At 39.7% G+C, this 15,107-nt stretch carries 16 protein-coding genes and 1 other annotated feature; of the genes, 6 read left to right on the top strand and 10 right to left on the bottom strand.

All coding sequences use genetic code 11. The annotated features are described in order from the left end of the window. The first annotated feature begins 250 nt into the window (after positions 1 to 250). The gene (locus tag BN1068_RS19490; RefSeq protein ID WP_077605172.1) at positions 251 to 1,192 is read left to right on the top strand and encodes an MBL fold metallo-hydrolase; all 942 of its coding nucleotides are present in this window, start codon (positions 251 to 253) and stop codon (positions 1,190 to 1,192) included. Positions 1,193 to 1,457: 265 nt separating this feature from the next. Here BN1068_RS19490 and BN1068_RS19480 read toward each other — a convergent pair whose 3' ends face one another. Next, a complete protein-coding gene (locus tag BN1068_RS19480; protein ID WP_077604493.1) occupies positions 1,458 to 2,222 on the bottom strand; it encodes an exodeoxyribonuclease III in 765 nt (254 codons plus the stop codon). Positions 2,223 to 3,319: 1,097 nt separating this feature from the next. On the opposite strand from BN1068_RS19480, the gene BN1068_RS19475 reads away from it, so the two are divergent. The 5 genes from BN1068_RS19475 (at position 3,320) to BN1068_RS19455 (ending at position 7,080) form a co-directional block, all read left to right on the top strand. Next, positions 3,320 to 3,712: a GntR family transcriptional regulator gene (locus BN1068_RS19475; RefSeq protein WP_077604492.1), complete on the top strand. Its 393-nt coding sequence runs from the start codon at positions 3,320 to 3,322 to the stop codon at positions 3,710 to 3,712. Further along, complete coding sequence (locus BN1068_RS19470) at positions 3,705 to 4,394, top strand: ATP-binding cassette domain-containing protein (RefSeq protein ID WP_077604491.1); 690 nt, start codon at positions 3,705 to 3,707, stop codon at positions 4,392 to 4,394. The genes BN1068_RS19475 and BN1068_RS19470 overlap by 8 nt, the downstream gene beginning before the upstream one ends. After that, complete coding sequence (locus tag BN1068_RS19465) at positions 4,391 to 5,221, top strand: hypothetical protein (protein WP_077604490.1); 831 nt, start codon at positions 4,391 to 4,393, stop codon at positions 5,219 to 5,221. The genes BN1068_RS19470 and BN1068_RS19465 overlap by 4 nt, the downstream gene beginning before the upstream one ends. A 5-nt stretch (positions 5,222 to 5,226) precedes the next feature. Next, a complete protein-coding gene (locus BN1068_RS19460) occupies positions 5,227 to 6,474 on the top strand; it encodes a hypothetical protein (protein ID WP_077604489.1) in 1,248 nt (415 codons plus the stop codon). A gap of 183 nt (positions 6,475 to 6,657) precedes the next feature. Next, positions 6,658 to 7,080, top strand: a complete 423-nt coding sequence (locus BN1068_RS19455) for a VanZ family protein (protein WP_139344892.1) — start codon at positions 6,658 to 6,660, stop codon at positions 7,078 to 7,080. A 73-nt stretch (positions 7,081 to 7,153) separates the two neighbouring features. Here BN1068_RS19455 and BN1068_RS24225 read toward each other — a convergent pair whose 3' ends face one another. From BN1068_RS24225 to trpE, 9 genes are all read right to left on the bottom strand, one after another. Beyond that, the gene (locus BN1068_RS24225; RefSeq protein ID WP_260051907.1) at positions 7,154 to 7,285 is read right to left on the bottom strand and encodes a hypothetical protein; all 132 of its coding nucleotides are present in this window, start codon (positions 7,283 to 7,285) and stop codon (positions 7,154 to 7,156) included. A 76-nt stretch (positions 7,286 to 7,361) separates the two neighbouring features. Then, positions 7,362 to 7,964 (bottom strand): TetR/AcrR family transcriptional regulator, encoded by a 603-nt coding sequence (locus BN1068_RS19450; RefSeq protein ID WP_077604487.1) that lies wholly within the window; start codon positions 7,962 to 7,964, stop codon positions 7,362 to 7,364. Positions 7,965 to 8,340: 376 nt separating this feature from the next. Further along, the gene (trpA, locus tag BN1068_RS19445) at positions 8,341 to 9,117 is read right to left on the bottom strand and encodes a tryptophan synthase subunit alpha (RefSeq protein WP_077604486.1); all 777 of its coding nucleotides are present in this window, start codon (positions 9,115 to 9,117) and stop codon (positions 8,341 to 8,343) included. Further along, positions 9,104 to 10,315 carry a tryptophan synthase subunit beta gene (gene trpB / locus BN1068_RS19440; protein ID WP_077604485.1) on the bottom strand — a complete coding sequence of 404 codons (1,212 nt, stop codon included), beginning with the start codon at positions 10,313 to 10,315 and terminating at the stop codon, positions 9,104 to 9,106. Before trpB ends, trpA begins: the two co-directional genes overlap by 14 nt. A gap of 1 nt (position 10,316) precedes the next feature. After that, positions 10,317 to 10,937 carry a phosphoribosylanthranilate isomerase gene (locus BN1068_RS23745; protein ID WP_077604484.1) on the bottom strand — a complete coding sequence of 207 codons (621 nt, stop codon included), beginning with the start codon at positions 10,935 to 10,937 and terminating at the stop codon, positions 10,317 to 10,319. Between the two features lies 1 nt (position 10,938). Continuing rightward, the gene (gene trpC, locus BN1068_RS23740) at positions 10,939 to 11,730 is read right to left on the bottom strand and encodes an indole-3-glycerol phosphate synthase TrpC (protein WP_077604483.1); all 792 of its coding nucleotides are present in this window, start codon (positions 11,728 to 11,730) and stop codon (positions 10,939 to 10,941) included. After that, positions 11,731 to 12,756 (bottom strand): anthranilate phosphoribosyltransferase, encoded by a 1,026-nt coding sequence (gene trpD, locus BN1068_RS19425; RefSeq protein ID WP_077604482.1) that lies wholly within the window; start codon positions 12,754 to 12,756, stop codon positions 11,731 to 11,733. Next, positions 12,753 to 13,349 (bottom strand): anthranilate synthase component II, encoded by a 597-nt coding sequence (locus tag BN1068_RS19420; protein ID WP_077604481.1) that lies wholly within the window; start codon positions 13,347 to 13,349, stop codon positions 12,753 to 12,755. The genes trpD and BN1068_RS19420 overlap by 4 nt, the downstream gene beginning before the upstream one ends. After that, positions 13,333 to 14,733 carry an anthranilate synthase component I gene (gene trpE, locus BN1068_RS19415; RefSeq protein ID WP_077604480.1) on the bottom strand — a complete coding sequence of 467 codons (1,401 nt, stop codon included), beginning with the start codon at positions 14,731 to 14,733 and terminating at the stop codon, positions 13,333 to 13,335. Before trpE ends, BN1068_RS19420 begins: the two co-directional genes overlap by 17 nt. A gap of 82 nt (positions 14,734 to 14,815) precedes the next feature. After that, positions 14,816 to 15,072: a binding site (T-box leader), on the bottom strand. Positions 15,073 to 15,107 lie beyond the last annotated feature (35 nt).

Here is a 15,107-nt window from a genome sequence, read left to right as displayed (position 1 = left end):
TCATCCTTTTAATCCATTTTCAATTTACTGTTATATTTTGTACCAGTAAATATTGTATTATTTATTCTCCATCTAATGTACCCTATTGTTGAATATCAAGCAAAGAAAATCATTCAAATTTCCTATTTTGTTTAAAATGAGGAACGAGAAATGATTAGAATACAAAATCATACGGAGGGTTTCTTAAAAATGTTAAGATAAGAATATGTTAAATAGAAATATTTTGTGGAAATGGGGGATTATTATGAAGCTGCATTCCAGAAAGCCGATGAAACTTCATCACGGTATTTCGCTTATTGATGGGTTTGATTTTGGTGTGAGCGGCAGAACTGGTTCGTATATCATTGAAGGGGACGAACTTACCATTATTGAGACAGGTCCAAGTCCTGCCGTACCGTATATTAAAAAAGGATTAGAAGAGCTGGGATATTCGTTAGCTGATGTGAAGCATATTATTGTGACACATGTTCATTTAGACCATGCAGGCGGGGCAGGCCGGTTATTAGCTCTTTGTCCCAACGCTGTTTTATATGTTCATCCAAGAGGTAAAAGGCATCTTGTTGATCCAAAGAAATTGGCCGCTGGAGCACGGGCGATTTATGGAGAGCGTTTTTCCGAGCTATATGATCCGATTGTTCCGGCTGAGGAAGAAAGAATTGTGGAAAAAACAGAGGGAGATATTTTACAAATTGGGGAAGAGAGGATATTGGAGTTTTGGGACACGCCCGGGCACGCCAGACATCATCTGGGCATCTATGATCCATTAAGTAACGGCATGTTTACGGGAGACACTGCAGGAATTCAATATGAACAATTGTTTCCGCATGGAGTGAACTTCTTTTTACCATCGACTTCTCCCAACCACTTTGACCCGGCAGCAATGAAGCAGTCTATACAGAGATTCCGCGAAAAACAGCTGGATTATATCTATTTTGGACATTTTGGTGGAACTGATTTAGTAGAGGAAGCCTTGAAGCAGGCTGAACTATGGCTGGATGTATTTGTTAAGGAAGCAGAAGCTGCAGTTGCTGAAGGGCATGGCTATGATGAGATTGCGAAACGTTTGTTACAATATGTACAATCCGGGCTCCGTGAACAGGGAATCAATGACGAGCATGAAGTTTATCAGATGATTAATGTGGATTTACAAATAAGTGCGCTGGGCATGGTTGATTATTTGCAAAAGAAATAAAGAATATACAGAGGATCTTCTTCCATATATATCAGCTGAAAAGAGGAAGAGAGCATCCTCTGAAGAACAAAAGAAGAAGAGGCAGTTAAACACTTCCTTTTCTTCTTTTATGAAAGAGAGGCTACGGGGAATGCGAAAAAAATTAACTATTATTACTGTATTTTTGTTTGGTTTAATTATCGGGCTTTTTTTAATCCCTGAAGTGTTTCGGGCATTTGACATCGAGTTTTTTAAAATCTTTGATTAAACCATTGTCTGGATGAATTTAATTTTCTTCCAAATTGATTTCCAGGCATACCGGGCAATGGTCACTGCCAAGAGTATATCGATAAACCTCTAAGTTTTTCAAATTTTTTTCCAATTGACTGGAAACAATGAAATAATCAATACGCCAGCCAATATTTCTTTCACGGATTGTTTTCATGTAAGACCACCAGGTGAAAATATCATCACGTTCAGGATAGAAAAAGCGTAATGTATCTGTGAATCCATTAGCTAAAATTCGTGTCATTTTATCACGTTCCTCTTGCGTAAAGCCTGAATTGCCATGGTTTGTTTTATCATTTTTTAAATCGATTTCCTGATGTGCCACATTTAAATCCCCGCAATAAATGACAGGCTTTTCAGCATCAAGCTCCTTCAAGTAATCAAACATCCTGTCTTCCCATTCCAGACGATCTTCAAGTCTTGTTAAATCCCGTTTTGAGTTTGGTGTATAGACATTGACAAGATAAAATCCAGGATATTCTAATGTGATTATTCTTCCTTCCGGCTCTATCTCTCCCTCTTGAAAACCATAGGAGACACGCAGCGGTTTATGCTTTGTAAAAATGGCTGTTCCTGAATATCCTTTTCGTTGTGCATAATTCCAGTATTGATAATAACCTTCTAAGTCCAATTCAATTTGGCCTGTCTGCACCTTTGTTTCCTGTAAACAGAAAAAATCCGCATCTATTTCATGAAAGAAATCCAAAAAACCTTTGCGGACACAGGCCCGGATTCCATTGACGTTCCACGTAACTAGCTTCATCTAAAATTCTTCCTTCCCATTAACATAATCCTGTTAGTCATTCTATCATATATGTTTGAAAAAGAAATTTCTTTTGTATCAGCTGTTTTTGTGAGAGAGGGATTATTAACTCAACTTTCACTCCTTAAAAAGTAACAAGCTTATCATAGAGACTGGAGTTGATCATTCCTTCCATCTATCTCTTGACAAAGCATAAACTCTATCTAGAAAGAAAGTAACGTGTAAGGCGCCGCTGCGACGGACCGTTTTGCTTTCCTAGGGGCACGCTCTTCAGCTAACTTTTGCCAAGAAGATCACTTGGCAAAAGTGGATCTTCAGATGGTGCTAATCCCTCAGGAGTCAAAACGGTCCGCCTCCGTTAGAAGGGAGTTCTATACTGTTTAATACAACGGAGCCAATAGAAATTGGATTAGTAAAAAACATATCTCTCGTGGTGCATATAAAAATGTCCCGTCACGATTACTTTCTGTTCATAAAAGCTATTCCCGATATTTGCTATTCATGCTTTGTGGTGGGTCATCGTTTCAATTACCACATTAACTATTTGAAACACTAAAATGATTTTTTCATTAAGTAAAAAGCAATTATTTCATCCAACTCCATTAGGATATGATTCCTTTCATACGCTGTGGAAGCCTAACTGAGCGCAGACCAACCACGTAGACTCCTATGGGAACAGGGCGAGCTGAAGATCCACTTGAAAAGCGGTTTTCTTTTCAAGTTAGCTGAAGCCGTCCCCATGGAAAGCGGAGTGATTGGTCGGAGCGGAGCTATACACAATCTCCATTTCAATAGAAGGACGGTTTAATAAAATACAAGCAGGATAATGAAGAACATGTTCACCCTGGAATAGGAAGATATAGATATTTATTCTCAGGTGCGAAAGTGGAGTTATTAATAAATAGTAATTTCTCCATTTTAAAACCCTCCTTAGCTCTAAATTATAAAAGGTAATCTAATGTGAATTGAAAAATTTAAATTTAACAAAGAAAATAGTTGTCTTTCTTGTGTATTATACATATAATACACTTACAAGGTGTATCAATGTATTAATACAGCAGATATATATGCACTAGAAGAATGAGGTGAGAAATTGGATGGCTATTCATTTTGATAAGCGTGAAGCAGTGTATATTCAGGTGATCAGGTATTTTAAAGAACAGATTGCAATTGGAGAATTGAAGTCTGGTCAAGAAATTCCTTCACGCAGAGAATTAGCGCAGCAATTAAAAATAAATCCGAATACCGTACAGCGAGCTTATAAGGAAATGGAGGAGGAAGGCTTGATATATACGGATGGAAATAAACCAAGTATTGTTACAGAAGAAACAAAACGTATTAAAGAAATTCGTGAAACCTTAATAACAGAAGCGATTGATCAGTTTGTAGATCGTATCACCTCTTTGCAAATTCCAAAAGAACAGGTTTTTGAGCTTGTACAGTTAAAATTAAATGAACTGGGCGGGGAGGAGGAAGTGAAGCATGATTAAATTAACCGGTGTAGAGAAAAGGTATGGAAGAAAAGCCATTTTAAATGGAATTACTTTTGAAGCGGATAAAGGTCAGATTACTTGTCTTATCGGGATTAATGGCGCCGGGAAAACGACCATTCTTCAATCTATTATGGGCCTGACTCCTTATCAAAAAGGAGAGATTACGATTGATGGTGAAAAATTATCTCCGGCAGTGATGGAGAAAGTAACATATATTCCGGATGCGATGACTCTCTTGCCTAAAATGCGTATAAAAGATGCTTTTCAATTTATGAAAGATTTTTATCAAAATTGGAATGGTGAGCGGGCAAAAGAAATATTAAAATTCTTTAAGCTCAAAGAGGAAGAACGTATTTCGCAATTGTCTAAAGGAAATACAGCGAAGGTCAATTTATTAATGGGGCTGGCGATGGATGCAGATTACATATTAATGGATGAGCCATTCTCTGGAATAGATATCTTCAGCCGGGAGCAGATTGCAGACGTATTTTCCAGCCATCTGGTAGAGGACCGCGGTGTGATTATAACCACACATGAAATCAGTGATATTGAGCATTTAATTGATAAGGCTGTTCTATTAGCTGATGGCGTTGTGAGAAAAGAGTTTATGACGGAGCAGATAAGAGAAGAAGAGGGTAAATCCGTTATCGATGTGATGAGGGAGGTATATCAGGGATGAAGCTTTTTGGAAAGCTGGTAAACTTTGAATTTATGCGTTTTTTACCAATTTATATTACTTTGCTTGCAGTTGTATTTTTGATAGAGGCTGCCAGTGTAATATTTTATGTTTTTATGGTGAAATCTGAAATTACGGAAAGCATCGTTAAGCACGGATTATCCAAAGAACAGTTCCTTCAGGACAATGGGTATGCTTCGATGGTAAATATATTGTCCAGCTTTATGTTTAGCCTGCCTATAGTTATTGCTGCAGTGACTATATTTATTTACATTTTATTTATTTGGTATCGGGATTGGCTGGGAAAGAATACCTTTATTTACCGTCTGCTGATGCTGCCGGTGAAGCGTATCCAGTTATTTTTCTCAAAAGGGGTAACAATCCTGATGTTAGTATTTGGATTAGTTGCTTTTCAGGTAGCTGTTCTGCCTGTATTGCAAGTCATATTAAAGCTGATTATTCCAGTTGATTACCGGTTGGATTTAACCACCCAGGGCATGGTTAGAAGCTTATATTATTTGAGATTCCTGCTTCCGGAGAATTTTATTGATTTTATTATTAATTACGGTTTTGGTATAGCCTTTGTTATTTTATTGTTCACCATGATTTTAATTGAACGCAGTTATCGTTTCCGCGGTGTATTTATGGCTGCTTTTTATGGAATCGGAGCATTAATTCTGGTGTTCTCACCATATATTTTGCAGGTAATCATGAAGGATTATTTTTATGATAATGAGCTTTTGTGGATGCAATTTGCCATTGCAATTGTTCTTTCCATCATATCGGTTTTCCTTAGTAATCATTTGTTAAATAGAAAGATAAGGGTGTGATAGAGATGAATCATGTAAAACGCTATTTAACTATATATATTGCATTAATTTTCATCTCCGTTATCATCATCGGCTTTTACTTAGTAGATAAGGAAGAGGTTGATTTTAATTGGAAAACAGTATCAGGGGATGAAGAGACTGTAAAAGATGTTTTCATCTATGGTGATGCACAATTCAGCTACTACTCACCATATTATAATGTAGCACCAGATCCTTTCCGTTTATCTTTAGAAGAATCAAAGCGGATGGAGCTGCAAAGAGGAATGTATTATGGCTGGTACTATCAGGATTCACAGATGGAAAAGTATGTTAAAGAGTATAAAAGCTTTATGCGCGGGAAAAACGCTTGGAGTGAGAACTTTATAGAAACAGAAAACCAGCTTATTTATGTAGATGGAGACAATTTAGGCTGGGGAATTGATGAGTCGAATGATATTCATGTAGAAATACTTGATAAAGAAACAGATGAGGTAAACGCATTTGAACTGCCTGTCGAAGAAAATCAAGAGATCTATGGAGTGAGTTCTATAAGCGTCAATGATAATAAATTATATGCCCAGGTATATATGGGAGGGCAGCAAGGTTGGACGGCTGACATTTATTATGATGAGGATGCGATTCTGGTCATTGATTTAAATAATCAAACTATAGAAGATATAAAGTTCCCGGCAAAAGATATTGAGCCAAAAGAAGGGATATATTCTACTTTAATCTATCAGGACAGCGGTCTGATTAACGGAGAAATGAATTATCTTTATATCTATGATGAATATAAAGTAGATCAGAACGGCGGTTATGTTGGAGATTCTTCGCTTAAATATGAATTGCGGCTATATAATGTAGAGGAAGATAGTTTCAAATCGGTTGATCTTCTGGGAGACAGCTTATATGAAGGGGAATTTCTCCGAATTTATGATGGGGAAGTTTATGCAGGTTCGCTTCAGGGAGAGAATTACAGTTTAACGAGGTTTGATGAGAATTTGGAGGAAAAGGAAGTTATTTTTGATGAAAATGTATTAAATGGAGACTCCGAAATTATTCCAGAGGATGTTTATCCATTAACTGACATCCGTAATGGGTACTTTTATATTGCGTTTCCTGCGTTTTCTAACTTAACTGCGACTGACGTTTCCATCAACGTGTTTGATTTAGAGACAGGGGAAAACGTTTATCAAGGCATTATTCAAGCGGCAGATTCAATGAAGCAATATCAGTATTTTAATTTAAATCAGATGGAATTTGATGAGGAGTAAAAATAAAATGCAGAATAGAGGGAGCGCCTTTATTCTGCATTTTACGAAAGAAATAGGGTGGTGAGTCTTTTGTGGTCGGGCGTTATACAGCTTAGTTTTATTTTTATTCCCATCTTCATCTTTTACATAGTTTATAAATTAATCAGGAAGAGATTTGATTATCTGTCTACAGAAATTATCCATATGGTGTTTATATTTTATGTTTTTATATTAGTTTACATCGTATGGTTTTATCTGCCCTTGGCATTAGGGTATATAAATATAAATGTAATTCCTTTTTATACTATCGGCGGATATGTAAAAGCTGTTTTTACAGGGGACATTTCCATACGGATTGCCGGGGTTAATTTATTGGGAAATATTCTGCTTACATTACCGATGGGAGCTTATCTGTGTTTTAACCGCGTTTCTTTTAAAAAAACAATAGCCATAGCAATTTTGGTTCCAGTCGTTATTGAACTGGGACAGCTTTTGCTCCATTATATAGGATTTGCTGCAAGGTCAGTGGATATAGATGATATTATTCTAAACTGTATTGGGGTTCTTATCGGTTATTATCTGGCAAAGAAATGTAAGTTTGTGAAAAAATCAAAGTACATAGATTAGGTGATTACTATGGTAATATACATAAAGAACGCCTCAGCGCTCCAACCGGAAGCACTGAGGCGTTCTTTATGAATTATCTAATACCAGTGCCAGAGCGAATGGTATCATATTCTAAAGTTAAGCGTTCACGTAGTAAATGCTCTTCATTTTGCATATAAATATCCTGTTGTGCTTTACGTTTACGTCCAAAAAGTTTCTTTAACATATATTTCACCTTCCTTTTTAAAAATGACCGGTCAGTTTCTTAATGTATGTGAAGCAGGAAGAAAAGATGTGTACTTTTACTGAATATAAGTGATAAACACATTTTCCATCTCTCTGATATGAGATTCCAGCTTTTTAACATCATAGCCGATTACTGCATGCAGCCATATTCCATCATGTAAGGACCAAAACATGGCAGTTGCCTGTTCTACATCTAAATCCTGTCTAAACTCGCCTCTTTTTTTACCTTCTGTGATGATGGCTTTTGTCATATCAACCATTGCATCAAAGCGTTTTGACAGAATTTCCTTCAGCTTGGGTGAATCAGCAGAGTAGAGCCAAAATTCAATGTGTACTCGCATAAATTTCTTCTTATCCTGGCTGTAAGGAATATCTTCATGAATCCAGTGCTGTAACTTTTTCGTCGGACTATCTATTTTATCCAGCTTTTCTTTTAAATGCTCCATGGACTCTGTGCGTTTCTTTTCAAGTAAATGGATAAATATATCTTCTTTACTCTCGAAGTAATTATAAACAGAGCCTTTGCTCAGATTAGCGTAACGAACTATATCATCAATAGTTGATGCATAATATCCTTTGGAGGAGAAACATTCAAGTGCTGCTTCCAACAAATGATCTCTCCTTGCTTTTTTCGCTTCCTCAGAAATTCGCGGCGCCATCTTTTCACCTTCTTTTCCGCACAGATAAATTGTCTATCCTATACGTCAGATTAGTTAATGAACATTTTATTATATCCTGTATATTTCAGTTCAGGTTAAAAGTCTATTTATTAAAACTGACTGGTTAGTCTTTTTAGATGATATATCATTCTGAGCGGATTGACAAGTGTTTTGCTTGAAAATATATGTAGGAATTGTGACGGTGCAAATTTGAATAAGAAGACAAAAAAAACAGGAGCTGTGTATGGCTTACAGCTCCCTCAAGGCATGGGTTGTTGTGATGGTTTGAATCAGTGACAACGTTGTCTAGATTCTAATATAGTTTATGCAATTTAAAAATGGTTGTCTCGTCACTTATATCAATGCAAACATACATTTATTTAATTGTCTCACCAATTAATTCCTTAATTTCTGTTTGTTTTCCTTCTGCAAACAAGTGGACAATCTTACTGCCTACAATAACACCATCACAATAAGCGGCTAAGTATTTTGCCTGGTCCGGATTAGAAATTCCGAAGCCGGCCAGAACAGGTACAGAGCTCAACTTAGTCAGTTTTTCTAAATAGTTAAGTGTGCTTTCTTCATGCTGTGCACGTTCTCCGGTAGTACCGCTGACAGAAACAGCATATAAAAAACCTTCGGACATACGGGCAATTTTCTTCAGGCGTTCATCTGGACTTGTCATCGCAGCTAAGCGGATAAAGGCGATACCATTAGCGGAAAGCTGTGCTGCAATCTCTCCTTCCTCTTCCATTGGGATATCCGGGATAATAATGCCATCTACTCCAGCAGCATCGCAGTCTTTTGCGAATTGTTCATAGCCATAGTTCCAGATAGGATTAATGTAGGTCATTAAAATAATCGGGATGCCCCGCGTTTCTTTTTGCTTACGTACCTCATCCAGAACCAGCTTTAATGTTGTTCCATGCTGTAATGCACGCAGTCCGGCATCCTGAATGACAGGGCCGTCTGCTACAGGATCGGAGAAGGGGATGCCCAGTTCAATAGCAGATGCACCGCATTCCTCCAAAAAGTTAATCCGTTCATTGATTTGATCAATGCCGCCGTCACCCGCCATCATGTAAGGAATGAAAAGAGGCTTTCCGGTTGCTTTTATCTGATTTAATGTATTCTCCAGCTTATGCTTTCCCATTGGAATCCTCCTCCAGTTTTGCTTTGACTTGTTCTACATCCTTATCTCCGCGTCCGGACAGACAGATAACCAATGACTGGTCAGAGGACATTTCTCCTGCCAGCTTGCAGGCATAGGCAACGGCATGCGCACTCTCCAGTGCAGGGATAATTCCTTCTAATTTGGCAAGCAGCTGAAAGGCTTCTAATGCTTCTTCATCTGTAATGGAAGGATAGGTAACCCGGCCGGTATCATACAGGTGACTGTGTTCCGGTCCAATACCAGGGTAATCTAATCCGGCAGATATAGAGGCTGCTTCCTGAATCTGACCGGCTTCATCCTGCAATAAATAAGTAAATGTGCCATGCAGCATTCCGGGAGACCCGCCAGTTAAAGTAGCTGCATGCTCATTGGTGTTAACGCCCTTACCTGCTGCTTCGACACCATATAAGGCAACTTCTTTATCCTCCACAAAAGGATAGAACATTCCCATTGCATTGCTTCCGCCGCCAACACAGGCAATGATTGCATCCGGCAGTTTTCCTTGTTTTTCAAGACTCTGCTGCTTTGTTTCGGAACCAATAACCGATTGAAAATCCCGGACGATGCGGGGGAAGGGATGAGGCCCGACAACAGAACCGATGATATAATGGGTGTCGTGAACATGATTCACCCAATAGCGCAGAGCCTCATTCACGGCGTCCTTTAATGTTGCGCTGCCTTGAGAGACCCCGACAACCTTTGCTCCTAAAAGCTCCATCCGAAAGACGTTGAGCTTTTGTCTTCTAATATCTTCGTCTCCCATAAAAACGATACATTCTAAACCAAGCAGAGCACAGACGGTTGCTGTAGCGACACCATGCTGGCCGGCTCCTGTTTCAGCGACAACTTTCTTTTTGCCCATCCGTAAAGTCAAAAGCGCCTGCCCGATGGTGTTATTAATTTTATGAGCCCCGGTATGATTAAGATCCTCCCGTTTTAAATAAATTTTTGGTCCACCTAAATGCTTGCTTAATTGTTCTGCCTCATATAACGGAGTCGTTCTGCCAATGTATTCTGTCAGATAGTTATTTAATTCCTCCTGAAAAGAAGGGTCTTTTTTTGCTGCTTCATAAGCTTCTTCAAGCTCCAAGGCAGCCGGCATAAGTAATTCGGGAATATATCTGCCGCCGAATTTGCCGTATTTTCCTGATTCATCTGGGAATGTGTATGTTTGCATATTATCGATTCCTTTCTACAGTTCTTTTTGCTGCGTGGATAAAGGCTTTTATTTTATCCGGATCTTTTTTTCCGTTTGTTTCAACACCGCTGGAAACATCTACGCCAATTGGGTTCACCTGTTTAATGGCTTCAGCGACATTTTCCGGTGTCAGTCCTCCTGCTAAAATCAGCTTGTTTGAAAAAGCATTTCCTTTTAAGATGGACCAGTTGAATGTTATTCCATTACCTCCGTGTGCATGAGGCAGGGGAGGACTATCCATCAGCAGGTAAGAAGCAGCATCAAATTGCACTGTCTTCTTTAATCCTTCTTCTGTACCGGGAAGTGATTTAATGACAGGATATGTGAGCTGGGAGACAGCTTGAGCAGATTCTTCCCCGTGCAGCTGTATAAAATCAAGTCCTGCTTCCTGAGCGGTTTCTTTTATTTCCTCTACATCTTTATTTACAAAAACACCAACACTTTTTACATGTTCAGGCAAGGCTGCAATAATTTCTCGTGCTTGATCTATAGAGACTTCACGCTTGCTTTTCGCAAAAACAAATCCTAAAAAATCTGCGCCGGCACGGACAGCAACCTGTGCAATTTCAGGAGATGTAATCCCGCAGATTTTGACAAGCATATCAGGAAGCCCCTTTCGCAGAGGAGAGTGGTACCTGCAGCGCCTGCATGTCTTTTTCCACATTATCTGAGCGCATCAGTGTTTCGCCGACCAGAATGGTATTAGCACCGGCATCTCTTGCCAGCTCTGCATCTTCTTTCGTGCGCATACCGCTTTCAGATATAATTGTCAGCCCTTTTTTATCTATTTGTTGAACAAGCTCTGCAGTTGTTTGCAAATCCACTTCAAATGTTTTTAAATTACGATTATTAATCCCGATAATTTTTGGGCTGACTGTCAGTGCGTCTTTTAATTCATCCGTATTATGGACCTCACAAAGTACTTCTAGTCCCTGCTCTGTCGCATAGCTGTAAAGACGCTGAAACCGTTCATGCGGCAACGCAGCGAGAATTAACAGAATAATGGATGCCCCTGCATTTTTGGCATCATCGATTTGGATCTCATCAATAATAAAATCCTTGCACAGAACTGGCACGGAAACAGCTTCACTGACTTGCTGAAGGTCTTCCAATGAACCATGAAAAAAGCTTTCATCCGTCAAAACAGAAATTGCTGCTGCGCCGGATTGTTCATATTGTTTTGCCTGCTCCAGTATATCCACGTTCATTTGAATCGGCCCTTTGGAAGGGGAGGCCCGTTTGATTTCTGCAATAATGGATATATGATCAGCTGCCTGGACGTTTTCATGCAGTGAATATATCGGATTATTTCGAGTATATTTCCCGTCTGCCTGTAATTTTCGCTTAGCAACTTCCTGTTTTTTCTTATCAATTATTTTTTCTAAAAAAGTCATTTAAACCACCTCACGTTTTACTTCCTGGCTGTATTGAACCAATGCGTCCAATCTTGCTTTTGCATTTCCCGAGAACACACTGTCTTTAGCAACTTCTACGCCATCTTTAATGGAATCAACATTTCCGGTGGCAAATAAAGCGATTGCTGCATTAAACAGAACCGTATCCAGATATGCACCGGATTCTCCATTTAACACAGAGAGAAGAATTTTCGCATTGGCCTTGGCATCCCCGCCCTCAATTTCTTTATTGTCATATACGGATAAACCAACTTCTTCCGGATGGATAGCTCCTTCTTTTAATTCGTTGTTCTCCAATAAAATATAATTGTTCTCCCCCTGGAGAGAGGCTTCATCCATTCCACCGGCACCATGAACGACCAGTGCCCGCTTTCTGCCAAGTGTTTTTAAAGACTTTGCCACAATCGGCAATGCTTCATTGGAATAAACACCTACCAGCTGTGAGCTTAAAGCAACAGGATTGGTTAAAGGACCGACTAAATTGAAAATGGTCGGTGTACGAAGCTTCTGACGTACGCCGGCGATTTGTTTCAGGGTCGGATGAACATGCTGTGCAAATAAAAAGGCAATCTGATTTTCATCCAGCATATATTTGAGCTGCGATTTTGTCAGATTCAGAGAGACCCCCAGCTCCTCCAATACATCTGCGCTCCCAGTCTGGCTGGAAATACGGCGGTTCCCGTGCTTAGCAACAGTAATACCGGCGCCGGCTAAAACAAATGCTGAGCAGGTACTGATATTAAAGCTGTTAGAACGATCTCCGCCTGTTCCGCAGTTATCCATTGCAGGAATGCCCAATTCAAATTGGAAAGGGGAGTTGGTATGAATTACTTCCGCCAGACCGGCCAGCTCTTCAGCTGTCGGCTGCTTCATTTTTAATGCAACTAAGATGGCAGCAAGCTCAGTATCTGAAACATCCTCCTGGAAACAGGCGTTAAATAAAGCCTTTGTTTCTTCAAATGATAAGTTATTTCCTTCGAGTAATTGACTAAAATGTGGTTTCATTGGATTAGTTCCTCCTTCTGCTTTGCTAATTTCTCAACAAAATGAGAGATAATTCGTTTTCCATCCAGTGTTCCGATTGATTCAGGATGGAACTGCAATCCATAAACCGGATACGCTTGATGTGTTACCCCCATAATTTCATCATCATCTAAAGCAGTTGCAGTGATACGTAATTCAGACGGTACCGAGATTTGCTCTGCGGCAAGAGAGTGATAACGCATCACTTCAACCGGATTCGAGAGACCCTGGAACAGCCCGGAGCCATCATGGTGAATCAGCGATGTTTTTCCGTGCTTAATGGTAGAGGCCTGAATAACTCTTCCGCCCAGCGCCTCCATAATCACCTGATGCCCTAAGCAGATTCCAAGTATCGGCAGTTCTTTATAAAAAGCCTGCACGATATCAATACAGTTTCCGGCATCCTTTGGAGAACCCGGCCCGGGTGAAATAATAATAGCTTCGGGCTCTAATGATTGGATGGTTTCCAGAGTGACTTCACCATTACGGATTACTTCAACGTGTACGCCGCATTCGGAGACATATTGATACAGGTTATACGTGAAAGAATCATAATTATCAATTAATAGAATCAAGTTCGGGCACCTCCATAAAAGATCTTCCTTTGTTAATGGTTTCCATGTATTCGTTATATGGGACAGAGTCATATACAATGCCTGCTCCAGATTGGAAATAAGCTTTATAATTTTTGATAACAATGGAGCGGATGGCAAGTGCAATATGCACATCATGCTCAAAGTTGATAAAGCCGATTCCACCGCCATAAGGGCCGCGTTTTACTGTTTCCAGTTCATTAATGATTTGCATCGCCCGAATTTTCGGTGCTCCCGATACTGTTCCAGCGGGGAGACAGGAGATAAGAGCATCAATCCCTGAATAATCGGAACGTAATTTCCCTGTTACCTCTGAAACGATATGCATGACATGCTGATAACGCTCAATGGTCATATAGACTGGAATTTCGATACTGCCAACCTCGCAGACACGGCCTAAATCATTTCTGCTTAAATCCACAAGCATCCGGTGCTCTGCCCGTTCTTTTTCATCGGCAAGCAGCTCTTCAGCAAGTGCCTGATCTTCCAGCTCGTTCTGTCCCCGTTTTCTAGTTCCGGCAATCGGGTTGGTGACAACACGGCTTCCGTTTGTTTCTATCAGGCTTTCCGGGGAAGCACCGAGTACGGTATAGTCCAGAAAGTCGATATAAAACATATAAGGGGAGGCGTTATGTCTCCGCAATTGCTCGTAAAAGGAAAGTCCGAACTCTCTTTCATTTTCAATCTCTCTTGAAAAACGCTGGGATAAAACAACCTGAAAAATGTCACCTTTTTGTAAGTAATCCTTGGCAATCTGGACGTTCTCTTCGAATTTTCTCTGGTCGATTTCCGGTGTGAAAGCATATTTTTGCGGTTCTGGAAGTACAGTACGTTTGGCCTGTTCTACATATTGTTTCAGTTTTTGAATACGCTGGGCCCGATTTTCTTCTGTACCGCCGTTCCGGTCGATTGCGATAAAATGCAATTTATTTTCTTCATGGTCGAAAATAATCGTATCCTCAAAAAGCATCAAATGAATATCCGGCATATTCCGATCATCGAATGGGGCTGAACCAATATCTTCAAAAGCTTGAATGGTATCATAGCCGATATACCCGACTGCTCCGCCATAGAAGGGGAGAGGGAGAGATAATTCAATTTTCGGCATAATCTCCTGTAAGAAATGCAGCGCGTGCTGGTGTACAACAAGCGGCTCTACATGAGAAGCGCTGATGAGCATGGTTTCTTTCCCGCGGCCGATAATTTCCTGATAAGGATGAAGACCAATAAAGGAATAGCGTCCTTTTTCTTCATGTGGGAAGCTGCTTTCCAGCAGGTATTTTTTTGCTTTTGGCAAGGTCTGAAAAACTTGAATGGGGATTAATCCATCTATGGAACAGGTTTGATGTGTTAAATGTGCCGTCATGATTATCTCTCCTTTATATTTGAAGATTCTGTGATCAATTTTTTGAAATAAAAAAGTCCTCTATAAACACAGCTATGTGCTTATAGAGGACGATGGGGCCGCGGTGCCACCTCTGTTTAGAAAGAATACTCTTTCTATCTTTATCAGGTACAGAAAAAATCAGATACCCTATCCGTATAACGTCGGAAATACGTTTTTTCCTACTCAGGTGCAGATGCACCATTTAAGAAAAACACTCTGAAGTCCATTCAATAATCCCTGCATACTGATATTCCACCAAGTTATCAGCTCTCTGTTATGCAGTGCAGATTATTTACTACTCTTCATCATCGTTTATTTTATAACAAATAAATACAAAAAGGCCCCTCATCCAT

It is taken from the genome of Oceanobacillus sojae, from assembly GCF_900162665.1.
In the GTDB taxonomy this organism is placed as follows: domain Bacteria; phylum Bacillota; class Bacilli; order Bacillales; family Amphibacillaceae; genus Oceanobacillus; species Oceanobacillus sojae_A.
Note: the sequence above shows the minus strand (reverse complement) of the source record. Positions and strands in the feature narration are given on the sequence as shown.